Genomic DNA, 20,025 nt, shown 5'->3' with positions numbered 1-20,025 from the left:
CATGGCAACGATCAAGGATGTAGCGGCGCTCGCGGGCATTTCCTACACGACCGTGTCGCACGTGGTGAACAACACCCGCCCGGTCAGTCAGGAAGTGCGGCGCAAAGTCGAGGCGGCGATCAAGAGCCTCGACTACGTTCCCAGTGCCGTGGCGCGCTCGCTGAAAGCCAAGACCACCGCGACCATCGGTTTGCTGGTACCTAATAGTCTCAACCCGTACTTCGCTGAATTGGCGCGCGGAATCGAGGATTACTGCGAGCGCAACGGCTATTGCGTGATCCTCTGTAACTCCGACGACAACCCGGACAAGCAGCGCAGCTATTTGCGTGTGTTGCTGGAAAAGCGCATTGACGGTTTGATCGTCGCCTCCGCCGGCGGTGACAGTGGTCTGGCGCAAGGGCTGGCGGGCGTGAAGACGCCGATGGTCATCGTCGACCGGGGCCTGGAAGGTGTAAATGCCGATCTGGTGCGCATCGACCACGAATACGGCGCTTATCTGGCAACCCGTCACCTGCTCGAGTTGGGGCATCGCGACATCGCCACCATCGGCGGTCCGGCCAGTACCAGCGTGGCGCAAATGCGTCAGGCCGGTTATTGCCGAGCGCTGCAAGAGGCGGGAATCGAGGTGCGCGAAGAGCGCATGCTGGAAAGCGACTTCACCAGCACCGGCGGTTACAACGCCGCTGCCCGGCTGCTTGAAAGCCATCCGCCCAGTGCGATTTTTGCCGGCAACGACATGATTGGTATCGGTGTGCTGCGTGCGGCGGCCGAACGTAACGTGCGAGTGCCGGCCGAGCTGTCGGTGATCGGCTTCGATGACATTCAGATGAGTCGTTATGTCTATCCGGCGCTGACCACGGTCGGCCAGTCGATCCTGCAACTGGGCGAGATGGCCGCCGAAGTGCTGTTGCGCAGAATTGCTGCGCCGGAATCGGGCACCGATCAACGCATAGTGACCCCGAGTATTGTCCTGCGCGAATCGACCGCGCCGCTGTCCGGCGTGTTCACCGAATATCGCTGAAACCGAATTGATGAGTAGTGATGTATGCCAGCAAATGTAGTGGTAATAGGCAGCCTGAACATGGACCTGGTCACCCGGGCGCCACGGCTGCCGCGCGGCGGTGAAACGCTGATCGGTCATTCCTTTGCCACTGTGTCGGGCGGCAAGGGCGCCAATCAGGCGGTTGCTGCTGCTCGTCTGGGCGCGCAGGTGGCGATGATCGGTTGCGTCGGAAATGACGACTACGGTGTGCGATTGCGCGATGCCTTGCTCGCCGAGCACATCGACTGCCAGGCTGTCAGCGTCGTAGAGGATTCCAGTGGCGTGGCGCTGATTGTGGTGGATGACGACAGCCAGAACGCCATCGTGATTGTCGCCGGAGCCAACGGCGCAATGACGGAAGCGGTAATTGACCGTTTTGATGCGGTTTTGCAAGCCGCCGATGTGGTGATCTGTCAGCTCGAGATTCCCGATGCGACGGTCGGGCATGCGCTCAAGCGTGCACGTGAACTGGGCAAGACCGTCATCCTCAATCCGGCGCCGGCGAGCCGTCCTTTGCCGGCAGACTGGTTCGCGGCGATCGACTATCTGATTCCTAACGAGAGCGAAGCCGCCGCGTTGAGCGGGCTCGCTGTCGACTCGTTGCAGTCGGCAGAAACGGCTGCCACTCAATTGATTGCCATGGGCGCCGGTAAAGTCATTGTCACGTTGGGCGCGCAGGGTTCGTTGTTCGCCAATGGCAAGGGCTTCGAACACTTCCCCGCGCCGACCGTGAAGGCGGTCGATACCACGGCCGCAGGCGACACCTTTGTCGGCGGTTTCGCCGCAGCGCTGGCCGATGGCAAATCCGAGGACGAGGCGATCCGCTACGGTCAGATCGCCGCTGCACTGTCGGTTACCCGCGCCGGTGCACAACCGTCGATTCCAACCATGTCCGAAGTACAGGCGTTCAGACCCGCATGAAAAAGACTCCATTACTCAACGTCGCGCTGTCGCGACTGATCGCTTCGCTTGGCCACGGTGACATGGTCGTGATCGGCGACGCCGGTTTGCCCGTGCCGCCGGGTGTCGAGCTGATTGATCTGGCGCTGACCCATGGCATCCCTGATTTCGTCAGCACGCTGAAAGTCGTACTCAGCGAGATGCAGGTGGAAAGCCATGTGTTGGCCAGAGAGATCTTCGATAAGCAGCCCTCGGCGCTGGCCGATCTGGACGCGATGAACGAAGAGGGCGCGCTGGGCCGTAGGGATCTGCTCACTCACGAGCAGTTCAAGGTACTGAGCCGACAAGCCAGGGCGATCATTCGTACAGGAGAATGTCAGCCGTACTGCAACATCGTTCTGGTCGCCGGGGTTACATTCTGATTTCCGATTTCACCTGCACAAGGAATGCGCTATGCAACGCTATGCTGAAAAACTCCATCAACTGCTTCGGGGTCTGCTGCTTTTGTCCGTGATAACTGCGACCGGCGCTCAGGCGGCGGAAAAGATCGACCTGATCATCGACACCGATCCGGGCGCTGACGACGTGGTCGCCTTGCTCTTTGCCCTCGCTTCGCCGGATGAGTTGAATATCCGAGCCTTGACCACCGTCGCTGGCAACGTGCGCCTGGACAAGACTTCGCGTAACGCGCGGCTGGCTCGCGAATGGGCAGGGCGCGAAGACGTGCCGGTTTACGCTGGCGCACCGAAGCCACTGATGCGCACGCCGATCTACGCCGAGAACATTCATGGCAAGGAAGGCTTGTCGGGCGTCACGGTTCACGAACCGAAGAAAGGCCTGGCGAAAGGTAATGCGGTCAATTATCTGATCGACACTCTTAAATCGGCCAAACCGCACAGCATCACCATCGCCATGCTCGGCCCGCAGACCAACCTGGCTCTGGCGTTGATCCAGGAACCGGAGATCGTTCAGGGCATCAAGGAAGTGGTGATCATGGGCGGGGCGCATTTCAACGGTGGCAACATCACCCCTGTGGCTGAATTCAACCTGTTCGCCGATCCGCAGGCTGCCGAGGTGGTGCTCAAGAGCGGGGTGAAACTCACCTATCTGCCGCTGGACGTGACCCACAAGATCTTGACCAGTGACGCGCGCCTGAAGCAGATCGCCGCGCTGAACAACAATGCGAGCAAGATCGTCGGCGACATTCTCAACGAATACATCAAGGGCGATATGGAGCACTACGGCATTCCCGGCGGCCCGGTGCATGACGCCACCGTTGTGGCGTATCTGCTCAAGCCTGAGTTGTTTACCGGTCGGGCGGTCAACGTCGTGGTGGATAGCCGTGAAGGACCGACATTCGGCCAGACCATCGTTGACTGGTATGACGGCTTGAAAGCACCGAAGAATGCATTCTGGGTCGAAAATGGCGACGCCCAGGGATTCTTTGATCTGCTGACCGAGCGCCTGAAACGCCTGAAATAAGTCGTCGACCCGCAGGCAGTTTGCCTGCGGGTTTTCACTGCGGCTGTTCGGCCTGGCCGATCGGATAGCGTTCGAATACCTGATTGATAAAATGTTGCGCCGCTTCTATCCCCAACTCCTTGACCAGTAGATCGATGCCGATCAGCGCCAGTTCTTCCGTCGTGCCGGGGCTGTAAGAGCTGTGTCCTTCGGCCCATTTGGCGTTGATGGCGGCGTCGATGCTTACACTGGTCATGGGAGGCTCGAAAGGTCAGGATGTCTGTTTTTCGAGTTAACCATTTTGCGCGGCGTTTGGCACTGCGACTTAGGCATGAGCGGAGCGCTATGCGACACTTGGTCTTTTCCGGCTTACCAAGGACCCTGTTGTGCAGATCGATCTGAATAGCCCTGACGGCCTCACACTCGATGCAGTGCGCCAATTGCTCGCCTCGGCCAGTGACGACGTACACAACCAATTGCGCGTAACCAAAGACGGCATCGCCTATCTGTCCACCGTGACCGGTGGGCAGGATATCGGCGGTCTTCTTTTTCGCCTGGAAACCTGGGCAAAGGGCTCGGGCTATGTTGGTAACGTCGCAGCCAGTGATGAAGTCTGGGTGATGCAGATTTTCAACGCGCTCAAGGACAACTGGCCGAATCCGCCGTATGACTACATCGACGTATATTGAGGTCGTTAATATTCAGTCACGATTGTTTGCTGAGTCGCCGCGCGCAGCTCAGGCACACTCGGCATTTTTCCGCTCGTGGGGCAGGGCATGGCTTGAGCCTTGAAACCAAACGCCGCATTGGCGGTCGCACGATCTCTGCTTAAACATTTGAAAACAAGGAGGCTTCATGCCTTTGAAGTTCGCGACACTGGGTGCACTGATGGCCGCTGCGCTGTTGGCTGGTTGCAGCACAACCTCCAGCGAGTCGGCAAAGGAACCCGTGGCTGCTGAATCGGGAAGCAGCCGCTGCGAAGCATCGGCAGCGCAATTCGCCATCGGCAAGAAGGCATCCCCTGAATTGCTGGATCAGGCACGTGCCAAGGCTGGGGCGCAAAATGCGCGCTTCCTCAAGCCAAACGACATGATCACCCTGGAATACCGCTCCGATCGCCTGAACCTGAACACCGACAACAACCTGGTAGTTACTCGCGTCAACTGCGGCTGAGTCCTTTTGTGTCAGGCATAAAAAACCCCGTCACCAGGACGGGGTTTTTTTAGTGCGCCGAGAAATTACTCTGGGCGAACCTGTGCAGCTTGCATACCCTTTTGGCCTTTCTCAGCCACGAAAGAGACGGTCTGGCCTTCTTTCAGGCTTTTGAAACCGTCGGATTCGATAGCTTTGAAGTGTACGAACAGGTCGTCACCGCCACCTTGAGGAGTGATGAAGCCGAAGCCTTTTTCATCGTTGAACCATTTAACGGTGCCGGTTTGGCGATTAGACATGGTGTATCTCCAAGAAACATATATTTTCAGTAGTACTGTGCTGCTCAGGCCAACTGGGCACACCCGGGTATCATAGTCGAAATGTTCGCTTTGGGAGCCCCCCGGACGTGCTGTTTGCCAATCAGTCGTGTTTTCTTTACCACCCGTTTCTGCTGAAAGCCCCGGTTTGAAAGGCTTTCAGCGAAACGTAAAGACGATAAAAAAACCTGTAAAACCTGCATAAATCGTCTGAAAAGGCTCATTTCCAGCACTTTTTTCCGCCTTTCAGCCGATATTAATACCCGGTTTTCTTATTTTTTCGGGGCGGTATTTGCCTTGCATTTGGCGATCTGGCCAAGGGCTTTCTGTTGCAATTCAGGAGTCGCCTTGTTGTCCATCAGCGCCTGAATGTCGCTGGCCGGATAGGACTTGATGGCGTCAGCTCCGCAAGCGCAGTGGGATTTCGCCGCAGCAGCACCGATTTGCTGGGTCGCAGCCTGAGTGCACTGGGCCATGTACTTTTCGCGCTCGCCTTTCGGCCAGTCGGCATGGGCGCTCAGTGGCAGCAGCAGGACGACGGGGGCGACGACGGCGAATAAGCTTTTCAGACGCATGCGAGGATGCTCCTTGTGGGTCAATGTCTTGTTATCTGAGGGCGCAAGGGCCGATCAAGTTCAGCACTCTGGCATAAAATCGGACATTTCGCCTTCTGCCAAATCAGGGCGTGAGCGACCGCTCATCTGTGCTAGCATGCCGGGCTCAAGCGTTCTCAGGCTTCGGATGACCTTCAGTCCCGAAGCGGTCGGCGTGCGAATTTTTCCGATTTGAATCCCAGTCACTCTGGTTCGGTTTTCCGGTTGGCCGCAAGGCTCCTGCCGCTGTAAGGCAGGCGTTCGTCATTGAATGGCCTGGATCGGATCTTGTACTGGCTCATCCCAACCCACGTGACCTTTGGTAGGGGTCACCACTAGGAGAGGAGGCGCCATGCCAACTATTACTCTTCCCGACGGCAGTCAACGTTCATTCGATCACCCGGTTTCCGTAGCAGAGGTCGCCGCATCCATTGGTGCGGGTCTGGCCAAGGCCACGCTCGCCGGCAAGGTCAATGGCCAACTGGTCGACGCCAGCGACATCATCAGCAGCGACGCGACCCTGCAAATCATTACGCCAAAGGATGAAGAGGGGCTGGAGATCATTCGCCACTCTTGCGCGCACCTGGTTGGCCACGCGGTCAAACAGCTGTACCCGACCGCGAAGATGGTAATCGGCCCGGTCATCGACGAAGGCTTCTATTATGACATCGCCTACGAGCGTCCTTTCACGCCGGAAGACATGGCGGCCATCGAACAGCGCATGCAGCAGCTGATCGAGAAGGATTACGACGTCATCAAGAAAGTCACTCCGCGCGCCGAAGTGATCGAAGTGTTCAAGGCCCGTGGCGAAGACTACAAGCTGCGCCTGGTCGAAGACATGCCGAACGAGCAGGCCATGGGTCTGTACTATCACGAAGAATACGTCGACATGTGCCGCGGTCCGCACGTGCCTAACACGCGTTTCCTGAAATCCTTCAAGCTGACCAAACTGTCGGGCGCCTACTGGCGTGGCGACGCCAAGAACGAGCAGTTGCAGCGCGTTTACGGCACTGCCTGGGCCGACAAGAAGCAACTGGCGGCATACATCCAGCGCATCGAAGAAGCCGAGAAGCGCGATCACCGCAAGATCGGCAAGCGCCTGGGCCTGTTCCACACTCAGGAAGAGTCGCCGGGCATGGTGTTCTGGCACCCGAATGGCTGGACTTTGTATCAGGTGCTCGAGCAGTACATGCGCAAGATCCAGCGCGACAACGGCTACCTTGAGATCAAGACTCCTCAAGTCGTCGACCGCAGCCTGTGGGAGAAATCCGGGCACTGGGCCAACTACGCCGACAACATGTTCACCACTCAGTCGGAAAACCGCGACTACGCCATCAAGCCGATGAACTGCCCGTGCCACGTGCAGGTGTTCAATCAGGGCCTGAAAAGCTACCGCGAGTTGCCGATGCGTCTGGCCGAGTTCGGTGCCTGTCACCGTAACGAGCCATCGGGTGCGTTGCACGGCATCATGCGTGTGAGAGCGTTCACCCAGGACGACGCGCACATTTTCTGCACCGAAGAGCAGATGCAGGCCGAGTCCGCTGCGTTCATCAAGCTGACCATGGACGTCTATCGCGATTTCGGCTTTACCGAAGTCGAGATGAAGCTGTCCACTCGTCCGGAAAAACGTGTCGGCTCCGATGAGCTGTGGGATCGCGCTGAAGCAGCATTGGCTGCGGCCCTTGATTCTGCTGGCCTGCCGTACGATCTGCAGCCGGGCGAGGGTGCTTTCTACGGGCCGAAGATCGAGTTTTCGCTGAAAGATTGTCTCGGTCGCGTCTGGCAGTGTGGTACCTTGCAGCTCGATTTTAACCTGCCTGTCCGTTTGGGCGCTGAATACGTCTCCGAAGACAACAGCCGCAAACACCCAGTGATGTTGCACCGCGCGATCCTCGGTTCGTTCGAGCGTTTCGTCGGGATTCTGATCGAGCACTACGAAGGTGCCTTCCCTGCGTGGCTCGCGCCAACCCAGGCGGTGATCATGAATATCACTGATAAACAGGCAGATTTTGTTGCAGAGGTTGAAAAAACTCTCAACGAAAGCGGATTTCGTGCCAAGTCCGACTTGAGAAATGAAAAGATCGGCTTTAAAATCCGCGAGCATACTTTGCTCAAGGTTCCCTATCTTTTGGTTATCGGAGATAAGGAAGTCGAGATGCAGACTGTCGCTGTGCGTACTCGTGAAGGTGCTGACCTGGGCTCGATGCCCGTCGCCCAGTTCGCTGAGTTTCTCGCGCAAGCGGTTTCCCGGCGTGGTCGCCCAGATTCGGAGTAATTATTATTAAGCGTGAAATGAGACAAGATAAACGAGCTGCACCGAAAGCCCCGATCAACGAGAATATCTCGGCACGCGAGGTTCGGTTAATTGGCGCTGATGGCGAGCAGATTGGCATCGTCTCGATTGATGAAGCGCTTCGTATCGCTGAAGAAGCAAAGCTTGATCTGGTGGAAATCTCCGCAGATGCAGTCCCGCCTGTTTGCCGGGTGATGGACTACGGCAAATCGATCTTCGAGAAGAAGAAGCAGATTGCCGCGGCGAAGAAAAACCAGAAGCAGATTCAGGTTAAAGAAATCAAGTTTCGTCCAGGGACGGAGGAAGGGGATTACCAGGTAAAACTGCGCAACCTGGTACGTTTCCTGAGTGACGGGGACAGGGCCAAGGTATCCTTGCGATTCCGCGGCCGTGAGATGGCCCACCAGGAGCTGGGGATGGAACTCCTCAAGCGGGTTGAACAAGACCTGCTCGAGTACGGTTCGGTCGAACAGCATCCTAAGATGGAAGGACGCCAGCTGATCATGGTCATCGCCCCGAAAAAGAAGAAGTAATCAACAGGGCACGGCAGGCCTTCTGATTATGTTTATCAACTGAATGCGGAGTATCCGAACATGCCAAAAATGAAAACCAAAAGTGGTGCTGCCAAGCGGTTTCTGAAAACTGCTAACGGCATCAAGCACAAGCACGCTTTCAAGAGCCACATCCTGACTAAAATGTCGACCAAGCGTAAGCGTCAACTGCGCGGTAGCAGCTTGCTGCATCCGTCTGACGTGGCAAAAGTCGAGCGCATGCTGCGCCTTCGTTAATTTAGTCAAGAATAGAGGAAGTAACTCATGGCTCGTGTAAAGCGTGGCGTCATTGCCCGTAAGCGTCACAAAAAAATTCTGAAACTTGCTAAAGGCTACTACGGCGCACGCTCCCGCGTATTCCGTGTTGCCAAGCAAGCGGTAATCAAGGCAGGCCAGTACGCCTACCGTGACCGTCGTCAGAAAAAACGTCAGTTCCGCGCTCTGTGGATCGCTCGTATCAACGCTGGTGCTCGTGTTAACGGTCTGTCCTACAGCCGTTTCATCGCTGGCCTGAAAAAAGCGTCCATCGAGATCGACCGTAAGGTTCTGGCTGATCTGGCAGTGAACGAAAAAGCGGCGTTTGCTGCGATTGTCGAGAAAGCTAAAGCCACCTTGGCTTAAGTACCCCCGACAGTCACCCGGCCTCACCTCTGTGGGGCCAGGTGTTAAACGTCATAAATAGGGGAAGAGCCTTCAAGCTCTTCCCCTATTTTGTATCTGGAGTCTGTACATGGAAAACCTGGATGCGCTGGTCTCTCAAGCACTAGAGGCTGTGCAAAGCGCTGAAGATATCAATGCCCTGGAGCAAATCCGGGTTCAATACCTTGGCAAGAAGGGCGAATTGACTCAGGTGATGAAGACCCTGGGGAATCTGCCGGCCGAAGAGCGTCCGCAAGTCGGTGCGCTGATCAACGTTGCCAAGGAACGTGTTACAGGCGTTCTCAATGCGCGCATGGCATTGTTTGAAGAAGCCGAGCTGGCTGCCAAACTGTCTGCCGAATCCATCGACGTGACATTGCCGGGCCGTGGCCAGACCTCTGGCGGTCTGCACCCGGTCACCCGGACTCTGGAGCGCGTTGAGCAGTTCTTCACCCGCATTGGCTACGGCATTGCCGAAGGCCCAGAGGTCGAAGACGACTACCATAACTTTGAAGCGCTCAACATCCCAGGCCATCACCCGGCCCGGTCGATGCATGACACCTTCTATTTCAATGCCAACATGTTGCTGCGCACCCATACCTCGCCGGTACAGGTCCGCACCATGGAATCGAAGCAGCCGCCGATCCGCATCGTCTGCCCGGGCCGCGTCTATCGCAGCGACTCCGATATCACCCATTCGCCGATGTTCCACCAGGTCGAAGGCCTGCTGGTTGATCGCGACATCAATTTTGCCGATCTCAAAGGCACCATCGAAGAATTCCTGCGGGTGTTCTTCGAAAAAGAACTGGCCGTGCGTTTCCGTCCTTCGTACTTCCCGTTCACCGAGCCATCCGCCGAAGTCGACATGGAATGCGTGATGTGCAGCGGCAAAGGCTGCCGTGTCTGCAAGCAGACTGGCTGGCTGGAAGTGATGGGCTGCGGCATGGTTCACCCGAACGTGCTGCGCATGTCCGGCATCGACCCGGAAGAGTTCTCCGGCTTTGCCTTCGGCATGGGCGTCGAGCGTCTGGCCATGCTCCGTTACGGCGTGAACGACTTGCGTCTGTTCTTCGACAACGACTTGCGGTTCCTCGCGCAATTTCGCTAGTCGTAACGAATTCTTAGGAGAGCAGGATGAAATTCAGTGAACAATGGCTGCGTGGCTGGGTTAGCCCGCAGGTAGATCGCGATGAGCTGGTTGCTCGTCTGTCGATGGCCGGTCTTGAGGTCGATAGCGTTACGCCGGCCGCCGGTGTCTTCAGTGGTGTTGTGGTGGGCGAGGTGCTGAGCACCGAGCAGCATCCGGACGCCGACAAATTGCGCGTATGCCAGGTCAGCAATGGCGCGGAAACCTTCCAGGTCGTGTGCGGTGCGCCAAATGTGCGCCCGGGCCTGAAGATTCCGTTCGCCATGATTGGCGCAGAGCTGCCGGGCGACTTCAAGATCAAGAAGGCCAAGCTGCGTGGCGTCGAGTCCAACGGCATGCTGTGCTCGCAGGCAGAGCTGCAGGTCGGTGAGGGCAACGACGGTCTGATGGAGCTGCCGGCCGATGCGCCGGTGGGCGAAGATTTCCGTGTGTATCTGGATCTGGAAGACGCCAGCATCGAGGTTGACCTGACCCCGAACCGTGGCGACTGCCTGTCCCTGGCCGGTCTGGCTCGTGAAGTCGGCGCGCTGTACGCCGTGCCGGTAACCCGTCCTGTGGTGGCTGCGGTTGCAGCGGTACACGACGAAGTCCGTTCGGTCGAGGTGCTGGCCCCAGCCGCCTGCCCACGTTACTTGGGTCGGGTCATCCGTAACGTCGACCTGTCCAAGCCAACCCCGCTGTGGATGGTTGAGCGTCTGCGTCGCGCCGACGTGCGCAGCATCGACGCTGCCGTCGACATCACCAACTACGTGATGCTCGAGCTCGGCCAACCGCTGCACGCTTTCGATCTCGCCGAAATCAATGGCGGCATTCGTGTGCGCATGGCTGAAGAGGGCGAGAAGCTGGTTCTGCTTGATGGTCAGGAAGTCAGCCTGCGTAGGGATACGCTGGTCATCGCTGACCACACTCGTGCACTGGCGATCGCCGGTGTCATGGGCGGCGAGCACAGCGGTGTTTCCGCGACCACCCGTGATGTGTTCCTCGAATCTGCGTTCTTCGATCAGATTGCGGTTGCCGGCAAGGCACGTTCTTACGGCTTGCATACCGACGCTTCGCATCGCTACGAGCGTGGCGTTGACTGGCAGCTGGCACGTGAAGCCATGGAGCGCGCCACTGGCCTGCTGCTGGAAATCACTGGCGGCGAAGCTGGTCCGATCATCGAGACCGTCAGCGAGCAACATCTGCCATCGATTGCACCGATCACTCTGCGCGCGCAGCGCATCACTCAGATGCTCGGCATGGAGATGGATTCGGCACAGGTCGAGCGTCTGCTCAGTGCCTTGGGCCTGAGCATTACCGCTGATGGCGAAGGCCAATGGCGCGTTGAAGTGCCAAGCCATCGCTTCGATATCAGCCTGGAAGTCGACCTGATCGAAGAGCTGGCTCGCCTGTACGGTTACAACCGTCTGCCGGTTCGCTACCCGCAAGCGCGTCTGGCGCCACAGGCCAAGGCCGAAGCGCGTAGTGATCTGCCTGAGCTGCGTCGTCTGCTGGTTGCTCGTGGTTATCAGGAAGCGATCACTTACAGCTTCATCGATCCGCGTCAGTTCGAACTGTTCAATCCAGGTGTCGAGCCGCTGTTGCTGGCCAACCCTATCTCCAATGACATGGCGGCCATGCGTTCGTCTCTGTGGCCAGGTCTGGTCAAAGCGCTGCAGCACAACCTCAATCGTCAGCAGGATCGCGTGCGTCTGTTCGAGAGCGGCCTGCGCTTCGTTGGTCAGCTTGAAGGCTTGAAGCAAGAGCCGATGCTGTCCGGGGTTGTTTGCGGTAGCCGCTTGCCGGAAGGCTGGGCGCAGGGTCGCGACACCGTTGACTTCTTCGACGTCAAGGCTGACGTGGAAGCGGTACTGGGTTTCGCTGGTGCCTTGGATTCGTTCACCTTTGCTGCAGGCAAACACCCGGCGCTGCATCCGGGGCAGACCGCGCGCATCGAGCGTGAAGGTCGCGAAGTAGGCTTCATTGGTGCGATCCACCCAGAATTGTCGAAAGCCTTGGGGCTGGATCGTCCGGTGTTCGTCTTCGAGCTGGTTCTGGCTGAAGTGGCGCTCGGTAAAATGCCGAAATTCCACGAGTTGTCGCGCTTTCCTGAAGTGCGTCGTGACCTTGCACTGATCGCGCACAAAGACGTCGCGGCCTCGGCTGTACTGGACGTAATCCGTGAAAATGCAGGCGAATGGCTCACAGAGCTCAGGCTGTTTGACGTGTATCAGGGTAAAGGTATTGATCCTGATAGAAAAAGCCTTGCAGTTGGCTTGACCTGGCAGCATCCATCGCGCACTCTTAATGACGATGAGGTGAATTCGACGACGCAAAATATCCTCACCTCGCTCGAACAAAGGTTGAACGCCACGTTAAGGAAGTGACGTATGGGGGCTTTGACGAAAGCTGAGATGGCGGAACGTCTGTATGAAGAGCTGGGCCTGAACAAGCGGGAAGCCAAGGAATTGGTAGAACTGTTTTTCGAGGAAATCAGGCATGCTCTTGAAGACAACGAGCAGGTCAAATTGTCCGGTTTCGGCAATTTCGACCTTCGGGACAAACGCCAGCGGCCTGGCCGCAACCCGAAAACGGGGGAAGAAATCCCGATCACGGCTCGCCGTGTGGTCACCTTTCGTCCAGGGCAGAAGTTGAAGGCCCGAGTTGAGGCTTATGCTGGAACCAAGTCATAACGACGAGCTACCTGTCATCCCGGGCAAACGCTACTTCACCATTGGTGAAGTCAGCGAGTTGTGTGCCGTAAAGCCACACGTGCTGCGCTACTGGGAGCAGGAGTTTCCTCAGCTCAACCCCGTCAAACGCCGCGGGAACCGCCGGTATTATCAGCGCCAGGACGTGCTGATGATCCGGCAGATCCGCGCGCTCCTTTACGATCAGGGTTTCACCATCGGCGGCGCACGTCTGCGTCTGTCCGGCGACGAAGCCAAAGACGATACCACCCAGTACAAACAGATGATTCGGCAGATGATTGCCGAATTGGAAGATGTCCTGGTGGTGCTCAAGAAATAAAAAGCGGCGTTTGAATACTTCCAGTTTTCAAACGCTTGCGATATATTCTTGAGCGCTCTTCGAGGTGAAGAGCGAGATGCAACATCAGTCGGGGCGTAGCGCAGTCCGGTAGCGCACTAGCATGGGGTGCTAGGGGTCGAGTGTTCGAATCACTCCGTCCCGACCATATTTTCAATGACTTAGGCCAATGTTCACAGCATTGGCCTTTTTCATGTGTGTGAGATTTGCGGGGCTACTCGATCACGCCTGCGACTCGCATCACCAAGTGTTTGGGTTAGTCAGAATGTCCGCTCGTCGAGCAAATAGCACTCTCTGTGCGCCGATCTCCTCTCACTTATTAAGCGCAGTCCCTGCGCCACTGATGGGAGAGAATGATGATCGACGACAATAATGGCCCTGAAGCGCCATATCCGGGACCAAGCGAGCAAAACCCTGACACTGGCAAGGGCCATGATTCCGGCCTGGAACAAGCTGACTCTGAGCCAAAGCAAGGTACCGACGAACGACCAGAGGACTGGAATCCGCCACCCGGCAATCCTGGTTCAGATCAAGATGCCCAGACGGGCCGAAATAACGGCGGCGCAAAATAGGCGCGTCGAATTATTTCGTGTACGAGACCCGGCCATCGCGCCGGGTTTTTTATTGCCACCGAATCCGCTCCCAACGTAGCCGAGATGTATGTGGGGACGGTTATCTGGATTTTAAGGGCGAAGCCGAGCGGCGCCGTCGCCTGAATGATCGATCCAGACGCCGGCAACAAGCGTGTTTACTCGACTATGCAGATCCAGCGGTGGTTGTATCGGTACGGCGCGCGAGTGAAATGAACATCTGAAACCATCTTCATGCCGCGCTCTTGAAGCGCTTCGGTCAGTTGTACGAGTGTCTCTGCCTGGATAGTCATTGCTGTCACCTCGTCAGATTTACTGCGTTCATAATTCTTGACCGAGAGATCAGGCGGCTAATTCATTTTTTCTACAGTAGTCATTAGCGCCGCATAAGCAGGAACACAGCGTTACTTCGCGCCAACTACCTCACCCCATTCAAGCCCGAACCGCCCCAGATACTTCCTCAAGCGATCGGCATCATTGGGTTGCGCCTTGGCCTGCCGGGAAACCCCGAATAACTGTCGGCCGGCATCCGACAGGCTGTCCGCCTGCTGGCACACCTCAATGACAGCCTTCAATTGCAAGCGATCGAACAAGTCCATGCTCTCGCCATCTCCTGGCAACTCAGTCGATAGCGCAGAGGGATGCGCCAAGCCCCACGCATATCGCAATCGTTCGATCTCATCATCTACCTGCGCTTCATCGATGCGCCCGCTGTCGGCCAAAGTCGCCATCCGCGTAATCGATGCGGACAGCTCGCGAAAGTTGCCCAGCCAAGCTGCTGCAGGTGAGCTGGCGAAGGCCAGGTAGCGTCGGCGTGCTTCGAGATTGAAGCGCACCCGTTCACCCTGTTCTCGAGCATGGCGTTCCAGTTCGAAGTCGATGTTCGGCTCGATATCTTCGCGACGGCCGGCGAGGCCGGGCAGGTCGAACGTCCATAGATTGATCCGAGCGTACAGGTCCTCGCGAAACGCGCCTTCGGCGACCCGGCTGCGCAGGTCGCGGTGGGTGCCAGCGATGATCAAAAAATCACTCTCGACTTCCTTGTCCGAGCCCAGCGGGAAGAAGCGTTTCTCTTCGATTGCTTTTAACAGCATCGCTTGTTCGTCTGCGCCGAGCTCACCGATTTCATCGAGAAACAACATGCCACCATCGGCGGCGCGCAGCAGGCCATCGCGAGCGTTCTGCGCGCCGGTGAAGGCGCCTTTGACGTGGCCGAACAAGGCCGACATCGCGCCGTCGCCACGCAAAGTGGCGCAGTTGACTTCGACAAAGCGTCCCTGCATCTGATGGCGATTGCGTTTGAGTTCGTAGATGCGCCGCGCCAGGAAGGATTTGCCGGCGCCGGTCGGGCCGATCAGCAGCATGGGGGCTTTGGAGCGCAGCGCAACGCGCTCGATCTGCTCAATGGAGCGGTTGAAGGCCGGGTTGCGCGTGGCGATGCCGGACTTGAGAAATTCCAGGCCTTCGAGACGTTTGCTGGCGAAGCGTGAAGCAATCCGATCATAGCGCGACAGATCGAGATCGATCAGCGCATGAGTGCCGCAGGCGGGTTCGTTATCGTTCTTGCGCTTGGCGGGGGAGGTCTGGATCAGCCGGGCCGGCAGGTAACGCGCCTCGGTGAGCAGGAACCAGCAGATCTGTGCGACGTGGGTGCCGGTGGTGATGTGGACGAGGTAATCCTCGTGCTCGGTGTCAAAATTGTACGCAGTGGTGAAGTCGTGCAGGGCGCCGTACACCTCCTCGAAATCCCAAGGGTTGCGCAGCGACATTGGATGCAGGCGCACTTCGGTGCTCGGAGAAATCTGCTGGATGTCCGCTCGGACGCGCTCGGCGAGGCTGACGTCGCGCGCGTCGAGGCCGTGAATCAATTCAAGCCGATGGATAGGGAGGTCTGTTTGTTGGCACAGACCTACGCTTGGTCGCCAATAATTCCACCGGCTGGCGCCTTTGCCGACACGATCCAGGGTGGCTCCGATAAATCCGATGGCGACCGTGCGTTTGTTGGGCATGCTTATCTCATAAGATAAATGACGATATGCAATGATAATTTTGCTGGTCTGATTTGTCTTCCATAGATTACCGAGACTCGTCGCATCAGAGGATAAAAGCTAATAAAATCAAAAACATAGCAGAAACATCCATAGCCGCATCCAAAGCTGGCACAGCGGCTGCAATGCTGATGGAAACGAACATGGACACCAAGATATGAAAGACCACACCTACCAGCTTCTCGAAGTCGCCAACGGCAAGCCCATCAAACTCTGGACCGAAGGTGTCCCGGTTGAAAGCGAAGCCCGCGCACAGTTGATGAACACGGCAAAAATGCCGTTCATCTTCAAGCATCTGGCGGTGATGCCCGATGTGCACTTGGGCAAGGGCTCGACAATTGGCAGCGTGATTCCAACGGTCGGCGCGATCATTCCCGCAGCGGTGGGCGTCGACATCGGTTGCGGCATGATCGCTGCGCGTACGTCGCTGACGGCTGCAGATCTGCCAGACAACCTGCATGGATTGCGTACTGCAATCGAACAAGCGGTGCCGCACGGCCGCAGTTCGAGTCGTTCGCGGCGAGACAAAGGCGCCTGGGACGAGGTTCCGCAGCAAGCCGATCAGGCCTGGGCGGGGTTGCAGCCGCGCTTCAAATTGATCACCGACAAGTATCCGAAACTGGCCAATACCAACAACCGGGCACATTTGGGGACGCTCGGCAGTGGCAACCACTTCGTCGAAGTGTGCCTGGATGAAGCCAACCGTGTCTGGTTCATGTTGCACAGCGGTTCGCGTGGCGTCGGCAACGCTATCGGCAACCTGTTCATCCAGATGGCCCAAGCCGATATGCGTCAGCACATTGCCAACCTGCCGGACCGTGACCTGGCCTATTTCGAAGAGGGCAGTCAGCATTTTGATGATTACGTGGAGGCGGTTGGCTGGGCGCAGGACTTCGCCAGACAGAACCGTGAACTGATGATGCGCGCAGTGATTCAGGCCACGCGGCAGATCATCCACAAGCCTTTCGAGGTCGCGCTCGAAGCGGTCAATTGCCATCACAACTACGTGCAGAAGGAACGGCATTACGGTGAAGACGTGCTGATTACCCGCAAAGGCGCCGTGTCAGCGAAGAAGGGCGAGCTGGGGATTATTCCGGGCTCGATGGGCGCCAAGAGCTTCATCGTTCGCGGTCTGGGCAATGAAGAGTCATTCAGTTCCTGCAGCCATGGCGCCGGCCGCACCATGAGCCGCACGAAGGCGAAGAATACCTTCACCGTCGCCGATCAGATTCGCGCCACCGCCCACGTGGAATGCCGCAAGGACGAAGCGGTGATTGACGAAATTCCGATGGCCTACAAGGACATCGACAAAGTCATGCACGCCCAGCGTGAGCTGGTGGAAGTGCTGCACACCCTGCGTCAGGTGGTGTGCGTCAAAGGTTAAGCAATCGGTACTGGCGCGAACGCCTTTGGGCCGCGTCGTCCGGCACGGCAGCGTTTCATCGCGGCTGAGCCTGAGCGAGAAGTACCGACACTATTGAAAACTCAGGAAGATTCACGACGGCTAAATGGTACCTCCGAGACACCGTCGGGCTGAACGCGTAAGGGATTGGCAATGAAAGACATAATTGAACTGGACGGCGCCATTGGTGGTGGCCAGGTGTTGCGCAGTGCGCTGAGCCTGTCGATGGTGACAGGCCGGGCGTTTCGTATTAAACAGATCCGCGCCAGACGCAGCCGTCCGGGACTGCTGCGTCAACATCTGACAGCCGTGATGGCGGCGGCCGAGGTTTGTGGTGCAGAGATATCTGGTGCGCATCTGGGGTCGCAAGCCCTGAGCTTCGAACCGGGCGAGATTCGCGGAGGCAACTTTCAGTTCGCTATTGGCACGGCGGGCAGTTGCACGCTGGTGCTACAGACGCTGTTGCCAGCCTTGTTGCAGGCGCCGCAGGCCAGCCGAGTGACGATCTCCGGTGGCACCCACAATCCGCTGGCACCGCCGACGGATTTCCTCTCGCGCAGTTGGCTACCGCTGCTGCGGCGCATGGGCGGCGATGTCGAGCTGGAGTTGCTGCGTCATGGTTTCGTACCGGCTGGCGGTGGCGAGATTGCCGTGACGGTGCAGCCGTCGCGCCTGACGCGACTGGATGTGTGTGAGCGCGGCGAGGCGATTTCACGGCAGGCTCTGGCGCTGACTGCCGGACTTGCGCCTACCGTCGCTCAGCGAGAACTGAGCCAAGTGGCCAAGCGGTTGAACTGGCTTGCGGAGGCGCTGCAAGCGGTGACGCTTGATCCGACACGCGGCCCGGGCAATGTGTTATTGCTGGAGTACGTTTTCGAACACGTCACTGAAGTGTTCAGCGCATTTGGCCAAGTGTCGTTACGCGCTGAGAAAGTAGCGGATGCCGCGATCAATCAGGCTGCTGACTGGCTGCGTAGTGGTGCTGCGGTGGCTGAGCATCTGGCCGATCAGTTGCTGTTACCGATGGCGCTGGCCGGCGGTGGATCGTTCACCACGCCGCGCATGACTGATCATTTGCGCAGCAACATTGAAGTCATCCAGCTGTTTTTGCCCGTCCGTATTGATTGTCAGGAGGAGGGCAGTGATCGCTTGCGGATAGCAGTTTCACCAACTCATTAGTAGCGACCTGCGATCCCGAAGACAGTCGCAAAACCTCACTGAGAGCGCCACTAGCCCTCAGCCATTAGCACATTCGACCTAATTGCCCCTGTTCCGGCTCGACCTTAAAGTCCTGTCGCTTGGCAGCTGACTGTCAAATTTTTCCCGTACAAAATCAAAAAGGTCGATCTGCAATGAACTCATCAAGGACTATTCCGGTTCTCGCTTTAATCGCAACACTGGTCCTCGCGGTCACTGGATGCCAGACCGTAAAGCCGGGGGAGAGTGATCTCAAGAATCGCGCACAGACCACCATTGGCAAACCCGTGATCAAGGTTTCAAACATCCGCAGCGACTTCAATACAACGTTCTATACCGCTCAAACCGAAAGCGGTGAATATACGTGCGAGCTGCCGAGCGGCCCGATGGTAGCTCTGGGTTCCATGGGCATGGGACTGGGCGCTCAGTGCACCAAGCAATGAAGAACCAGTCTCTTCGCCGCTAAAAAAAGAAAGGCCAATGTCGATGACATTGGCCTTTTTCTTTAACGAATACTCGGCGCAGATCAGCTGGTTTTCGAGTTCAGCTTGCGCAGTTCTTCATAGGTCGCCGACTGCACGAACCAAAAGCCGGAGACGATGCACCAGCCCAGGGTGCCGCCTACGAACATACCGAGACCCGAGAGAAAGCTCTGGCTCATCATGAAGAGGGAAACGATCAGGATGACCGCCAATGCGATGTAGAGAACGATGTTGTTGACGCCGATGACGAAATCTTTCATTTGCATTCCTTGGATGTATTTTCCTCTGGCCGCCCTCTATGGCGGCCAGTGCGCGCATCATATTGATATCACCCGGTGTTGCGCTAGTTTCGGTGCCGGATTTTCGTTACTAAAAGCGAAACCACTCTTACTGAGCGGGTTTTTTATCCAGGTCTTTGGAGTCGCTCGACGTCGCCGCATCCTTCTCTGTCTCATGCGGCTCTGATCCCGCGTTGGCGCCTGAGGACTCTTCGCCTTTCTTGTTTGCCTTCTCGTCATGGTCGCGAGAGCTTTCTGCATGATTGACGCCGGGCAAGGCCGTGGCAGGGGTTGCTGCGCCCGCCGTGGATTCGGCTGCCGAAGCGTGAATCGGGCCGATCAGGCACAGGCTGAAAAACGACAAGGCGAAAATTTTCTTGTTCATCACGTGGGCCTTCTGCGCGGTTGGATGTACAGCGTTGGATAGGCCTGTCTGGCAAAGGTGCGCGGTACTGGACGAGCGGCGAATTTCACCCTGATGAAAAAAATCCTGACAGCAGGCAAATTGCTGGCCCCCAGAGACATTTCGCCCCGGCAAAATCGCCTTCTTTCAAAAGGTTAGGTTGGCTATATGCGGACGATTGTTATCACCGTTGCGATGCTTTCCCTGGCTTTGATCGCCTCGGGAGTGCAGGCAAAAGAGTTAAGCAGAGGCCATCGCTTTGCCTGCAGTTGGGGCTCGGATATCGCTGCCGGGGCGCAGCGATCGAAATTGTCTGGAGTTTCACTGTATGGCGCGCGCAAGCAATTGCAGGTTCGCCGGTTCCAGCAGCCATGGATGCGCATGACCGCGATGGGGATTACCGAGCAGACCTACAACAGCAGTTCCAAGCTCAAACCGGCAGCGGTCAAGCAGACCTATTATGAGCAATGCGTACGCCATGAGTTGGCTCGGCGCTGATGCCT

25 protein-coding genes and 1 tRNA gene are annotated in these 20,025 nt (G+C 57.4%); 20 read left to right on the top strand and 6 right to left on the bottom strand.

The genetic code is table 11. The features are described from left to right. The first annotated feature begins 1 nt into the window (after nucleotide 1). From D8U82_RS17945 to D8U82_RS17930, 4 genes are read left to right on the top strand one after another with little or no spacing between them, the layout of a single operon-like run. Nucleotides 2-1,021, top strand: a complete 1,020-nt coding sequence (locus D8U82_RS17945; protein WP_110598886.1) for a LacI family DNA-binding transcriptional regulator — start codon at nucleotides 2-4, stop codon at nucleotides 1,019-1,021. Nucleotides 1,022-1,045: 24 nt separating this feature from the next. After that, nucleotides 1,046-1,963, top strand: coding sequence for a ribokinase (rbsK, locus tag D8U82_RS17940; protein WP_125926679.1), 918 nt, complete (start codon nucleotides 1,046-1,048; stop codon nucleotides 1,961-1,963). Further along, nucleotides 1,960-2,364, top strand: a complete 405-nt coding sequence (gene rbsD / locus D8U82_RS17935; protein ID WP_071171733.1) for a D-ribose pyranase — start codon at nucleotides 1,960-1,962, stop codon at nucleotides 2,362-2,364. Before rbsK ends, rbsD begins: the two co-directional genes overlap by 4 nt. 31 nt (nucleotides 2,365-2,395) lie before the next feature. Continuing rightward, nucleotides 2,396-3,424 (top strand): nucleoside hydrolase, encoded by a 1,029-nt coding sequence (locus D8U82_RS17930; protein WP_016774044.1) that lies wholly within the window; start codon nucleotides 2,396-2,398, stop codon nucleotides 3,422-3,424. 34 nt (nucleotides 3,425-3,458) lie between these two features. Here the strand turns inward: D8U82_RS17930 and D8U82_RS17925 are convergent, their stop codons facing one another. Further along, nucleotides 3,459-3,659 carry a hypothetical protein gene (locus tag D8U82_RS17925; RefSeq protein ID WP_016774045.1) on the bottom strand — a complete coding sequence of 67 codons (201 nt, stop codon included), beginning with the start codon at nucleotides 3,657-3,659 and terminating at the stop codon, nucleotides 3,459-3,461. Nucleotides 3,660-3,789: 130 nt separating this feature from the next. Between D8U82_RS17925 and D8U82_RS17920 the strand changes: the two genes are divergently transcribed. Both D8U82_RS17920 and D8U82_RS17915 read left to right on the top strand, forming a co-directional pair. Continuing rightward, nucleotides 3,790-4,092 (top strand): hypothetical protein, encoded by a 303-nt coding sequence (locus tag D8U82_RS17920; RefSeq protein WP_122700525.1) that lies wholly within the window; start codon nucleotides 3,790-3,792, stop codon nucleotides 4,090-4,092. A 166-nt stretch (nucleotides 4,093-4,258) separates the two neighbouring features. Then, nucleotides 4,259-4,576: an I78 family peptidase inhibitor gene (locus D8U82_RS17915; protein ID WP_130902656.1), complete on the top strand. Its 318-nt coding sequence runs from the start codon at nucleotides 4,259-4,261 to the stop codon at nucleotides 4,574-4,576. 65 nt (nucleotides 4,577-4,641) lie between these two features. Here D8U82_RS17915 and D8U82_RS17910 read toward each other — a convergent pair whose 3' ends face one another. Then, nucleotides 4,642-4,854: a cold-shock protein gene (locus tag D8U82_RS17910; protein WP_003179963.1), complete on the bottom strand. Its 213-nt coding sequence runs from the start codon at nucleotides 4,852-4,854 to the stop codon at nucleotides 4,642-4,644. A gap of 290 nt (nucleotides 4,855-5,144) precedes the next feature. Next, nucleotides 5,145-5,447 carry a hypothetical protein gene (locus D8U82_RS17905; protein WP_016774048.1) on the bottom strand — a complete coding sequence of 101 codons (303 nt, stop codon included), beginning with the start codon at nucleotides 5,445-5,447 and terminating at the stop codon, nucleotides 5,145-5,147. 370 nt (nucleotides 5,448-5,817) lie between these two features. Here D8U82_RS17905 and thrS point away from each other — a divergent pair, with 370 nt between their 5' ends. The 10 genes from thrS to D8U82_RS17855 all read left to right on the top strand — a co-directional run bounded on the left by thrS (nucleotide 5,818) and on the right by D8U82_RS17855 (nucleotide 13,694). Next, nucleotides 5,818-7,740, top strand: a complete 1,923-nt coding sequence (thrS, locus tag D8U82_RS17900) for a threonine--tRNA ligase (protein WP_024012407.1) — start codon at nucleotides 5,818-5,820, stop codon at nucleotides 7,738-7,740. Next, a complete protein-coding gene (gene infC, locus D8U82_RS17895; RefSeq protein WP_169432615.1) occupies nucleotides 7,740-8,291 on the top strand; it encodes a translation initiation factor IF-3 in 552 nt (183 codons plus the stop codon). The genes thrS and infC overlap by 1 nt, the downstream gene beginning before the upstream one ends. 60 nt (nucleotides 8,292-8,351) lie before the next feature. Then, nucleotides 8,352-8,546: a 50S ribosomal protein L35 gene (rpmI, locus tag D8U82_RS17890; RefSeq protein ID WP_002553160.1), complete on the top strand. Its 195-nt coding sequence runs from the start codon at nucleotides 8,352-8,354 to the stop codon at nucleotides 8,544-8,546. Between the two features lie 27 nt (nucleotides 8,547-8,573). Beyond that, nucleotides 8,574-8,930 (top strand): 50S ribosomal protein L20, encoded by a 357-nt coding sequence (rplT, locus tag D8U82_RS17885; RefSeq protein WP_002553161.1) that lies wholly within the window; start codon nucleotides 8,574-8,576, stop codon nucleotides 8,928-8,930. Between the two features lie 109 nt (nucleotides 8,931-9,039). After that, the gene (gene pheS, locus D8U82_RS17880; protein WP_003226365.1) at nucleotides 9,040-10,056 is read left to right on the top strand and encodes a phenylalanine--tRNA ligase subunit alpha; all 1,017 of its coding nucleotides are present in this window, start codon (nucleotides 9,040-9,042) and stop codon (nucleotides 10,054-10,056) included. A gap of 26 nt (nucleotides 10,057-10,082) precedes the next feature. Next, on the top strand, nucleotides 10,083-12,461 hold the full coding sequence (gene pheT, locus D8U82_RS17875; RefSeq protein ID WP_130902655.1) for a phenylalanine--tRNA ligase subunit beta: 2,379 nt from the start codon (nucleotides 10,083-10,085) through the stop codon (nucleotides 12,459-12,461). Nucleotides 12,462-12,464: 3 nt separating this feature from the next. Beyond that, entirely contained in the window at nucleotides 12,465-12,767 is a 303-nt protein-coding gene (gene ihfA / locus D8U82_RS17870) for an integration host factor subunit alpha (RefSeq protein ID WP_002553164.1), read from the top strand. Further along, a complete protein-coding gene (locus tag D8U82_RS17865) occupies nucleotides 12,748-13,104 on the top strand; it encodes a MerR family transcriptional regulator (RefSeq protein WP_003179985.1) in 357 nt (118 codons plus the stop codon). The genes ihfA and D8U82_RS17865 overlap by 20 nt, the downstream gene beginning before the upstream one ends. A gap of 89 nt (nucleotides 13,105-13,193) precedes the next feature. Then, nucleotides 13,194-13,270: transfer RNA gene (locus D8U82_RS17860), tRNA-Pro, on the top strand. A 208-nt stretch (nucleotides 13,271-13,478) separates the two neighbouring features. Further along, the gene (locus D8U82_RS17855) at nucleotides 13,479-13,694 is read left to right on the top strand and encodes a hypothetical protein (RefSeq protein ID WP_130902654.1); all 216 of its coding nucleotides are present in this window, start codon (nucleotides 13,479-13,481) and stop codon (nucleotides 13,692-13,694) included. A gap of 422 nt (nucleotides 13,695-14,116) precedes the next feature. On the opposite strand, the gene rtcR is transcribed toward D8U82_RS17855, so the two are convergent. Then, nucleotides 14,117-15,721 carry an RNA repair transcriptional activator RtcR gene (gene rtcR, locus D8U82_RS17850; protein ID WP_110598900.1) on the bottom strand — a complete coding sequence of 535 codons (1,605 nt, stop codon included), beginning with the start codon at nucleotides 15,719-15,721 and terminating at the stop codon, nucleotides 14,117-14,119. A 196-nt stretch (nucleotides 15,722-15,917) separates the two neighbouring features. Here rtcR and D8U82_RS17845 point away from each other — a divergent pair, with 196 nt between their 5' ends. The 3 genes from D8U82_RS17845 (at nucleotide 15,918) to D8U82_RS17830 (ending at nucleotide 18,802) form a co-directional block, all read left to right on the top strand. Further along, nucleotides 15,918-17,144 carry an RtcB family protein gene (locus D8U82_RS17845; protein ID WP_130902653.1) on the top strand — a complete coding sequence of 409 codons (1,227 nt, stop codon included), beginning with the start codon at nucleotides 15,918-15,920 and terminating at the stop codon, nucleotides 17,142-17,144. A 171-nt stretch (nucleotides 17,145-17,315) separates the two neighbouring features. Further along, nucleotides 17,316-18,341: an RNA 3'-terminal phosphate cyclase gene (rtcA, locus tag D8U82_RS17835; RefSeq protein WP_130902652.1), complete on the top strand. Its 1,026-nt coding sequence runs from the start codon at nucleotides 17,316-17,318 to the stop codon at nucleotides 18,339-18,341. Nucleotides 18,342-18,514: 173 nt separating this feature from the next. Further along, nucleotides 18,515-18,802: a hypothetical protein gene (locus D8U82_RS17830; RefSeq protein WP_130902651.1), complete on the top strand. Its 288-nt coding sequence runs from the start codon at nucleotides 18,515-18,517 to the stop codon at nucleotides 18,800-18,802. An 83-nt stretch (nucleotides 18,803-18,885) separates the two neighbouring features. On the opposite strand, the gene D8U82_RS17825 is transcribed toward D8U82_RS17830, so the two are convergent. Beyond that, a complete protein-coding gene (locus D8U82_RS17825; protein ID WP_041478566.1) occupies nucleotides 18,886-19,101 on the bottom strand; it encodes a hypothetical protein in 216 nt (71 codons plus the stop codon). Nucleotides 19,102-19,228: 127 nt separating this feature from the next. Beyond that, entirely contained in the window at nucleotides 19,229-19,504 is a 276-nt protein-coding gene (locus tag D8U82_RS17820) for a hypothetical protein (protein ID WP_110646461.1), read from the bottom strand. A gap of 186 nt (nucleotides 19,505-19,690) precedes the next feature. Here D8U82_RS17820 and D8U82_RS17815 point away from each other — a divergent pair, with 186 nt between their 5' ends. Further along, entirely contained in the window at nucleotides 19,691-20,020 is a 330-nt protein-coding gene (locus D8U82_RS17815) for a hypothetical protein (RefSeq protein ID WP_130902650.1), read from the top strand. The last annotated feature ends 5 nt before the right edge of the window (nucleotides 20,021-20,025 follow it).

This window comes from Pseudomonas sp. Sample_23 (assembly GCF_004307595.1).
In the GTDB taxonomy this organism is placed as follows: Bacteria; Pseudomonadota; Gammaproteobacteria; order Pseudomonadales; family Pseudomonadaceae; genus Aquipseudomonas; species Aquipseudomonas atacamensis.
Note: the sequence above shows the minus strand (reverse complement) of the source record. Positions and strands in the feature narration are given on the sequence as shown.

Excerpts from the sequence above, each read along its gene's own strand:
- D8U82_RS17945 (WP_110598886.1), top strand. The coding sequence starts at position 2 with ATGGCAACGATCAAGGATGTAGCGGCGCTCGCGGGCATTTCCTACACG.
- rbsK (WP_125926679.1), top strand. The coding sequence starts at position 1,046 with ATGCCAGCAAATGTAGTGGTAATAGGCAGCCTGAACATGGACCTGGTC.
- rbsD (WP_071171733.1), top strand. The coding sequence starts at position 1,960 with ATGAAAAAGACTCCATTACTCAACGTCGCGCTGTCGCGACTGATCGCT.
- D8U82_RS17930 (WP_016774044.1), top strand. The coding sequence starts at position 2,396 with ATGCAACGCTATGCTGAAAAACTCCATCAACTGCTTCGGGGTCTGCTG.
- D8U82_RS17925 (WP_016774045.1), bottom strand. The coding sequence starts at position 3,659 with ATGACCAGTGTAAGCATCGACGCCGCCATCAACGCCAAATGGGCCGAA.
- D8U82_RS17915 (WP_130902656.1), top strand. The coding sequence starts at position 4,259 with ATGCCTTTGAAGTTCGCGACACTGGGTGCACTGATGGCCGCTGCGCTG.
- D8U82_RS17910 (WP_003179963.1), bottom strand. The coding sequence starts at position 4,854 with ATGTCTAATCGCCAAACCGGCACCGTTAAATGGTTCAACGATGAAAAA.
- D8U82_RS17905 (WP_016774048.1), bottom strand. The coding sequence starts at position 5,447 with ATGCGTCTGAAAAGCTTATTCGCCGTCGTCGCCCCCGTCGTCCTGCTG.
- thrS (WP_024012407.1), top strand. The coding sequence starts at position 5,818 with ATGCCAACTATTACTCTTCCCGACGGCAGTCAACGTTCATTCGATCAC.
- rpmI (WP_002553160.1), top strand. The coding sequence starts at position 8,352 with ATGCCAAAAATGAAAACCAAAAGTGGTGCTGCCAAGCGGTTTCTGAAA.
- rplT (WP_002553161.1), top strand. The coding sequence starts at position 8,574 with ATGGCTCGTGTAAAGCGTGGCGTCATTGCCCGTAAGCGTCACAAAAAA.
- pheS (WP_003226365.1), top strand. The coding sequence starts at position 9,040 with ATGGAAAACCTGGATGCGCTGGTCTCTCAAGCACTAGAGGCTGTGCAA.
- pheT (WP_130902655.1), top strand. The coding sequence starts at position 10,083 with ATGAAATTCAGTGAACAATGGCTGCGTGGCTGGGTTAGCCCGCAGGTA.
- ihfA (WP_002553164.1), top strand. The coding sequence starts at position 12,465 with ATGGGGGCTTTGACGAAAGCTGAGATGGCGGAACGTCTGTATGAAGAG.
- D8U82_RS17865 (WP_003179985.1), top strand. The coding sequence starts at position 12,748 with ATGCTGGAACCAAGTCATAACGACGAGCTACCTGTCATCCCGGGCAAA.
- D8U82_RS17855 (WP_130902654.1), top strand. The coding sequence starts at position 13,479 with ATGATCGACGACAATAATGGCCCTGAAGCGCCATATCCGGGACCAAGC.
- rtcR (WP_110598900.1), bottom strand. The coding sequence starts at position 15,721 with ATGCCCAACAAACGCACGGTCGCCATCGGATTTATCGGAGCCACCCTG.
- D8U82_RS17845 (WP_130902653.1), top strand. The coding sequence starts at position 15,918 with ATGAAAGACCACACCTACCAGCTTCTCGAAGTCGCCAACGGCAAGCCC.
- rtcA (WP_130902652.1), top strand. The coding sequence starts at position 17,316 with ATGAAAGACATAATTGAACTGGACGGCGCCATTGGTGGTGGCCAGGTG.
- D8U82_RS17830 (WP_130902651.1), top strand. The coding sequence starts at position 18,515 with ATGAACTCATCAAGGACTATTCCGGTTCTCGCTTTAATCGCAACACTG.
- D8U82_RS17825 (WP_041478566.1), bottom strand. The coding sequence starts at position 19,101 with ATGAAAGATTTCGTCATCGGCGTCAACAACATCGTTCTCTACATCGCA.
- D8U82_RS17820 (WP_110646461.1), bottom strand. The coding sequence starts at position 19,504 with ATGAACAAGAAAATTTTCGCCTTGTCGTTTTTCAGCCTGTGCCTGATC.
- D8U82_RS17815 (WP_130902650.1), top strand. The coding sequence starts at position 19,691 with ATGCGGACGATTGTTATCACCGTTGCGATGCTTTCCCTGGCTTTGATC.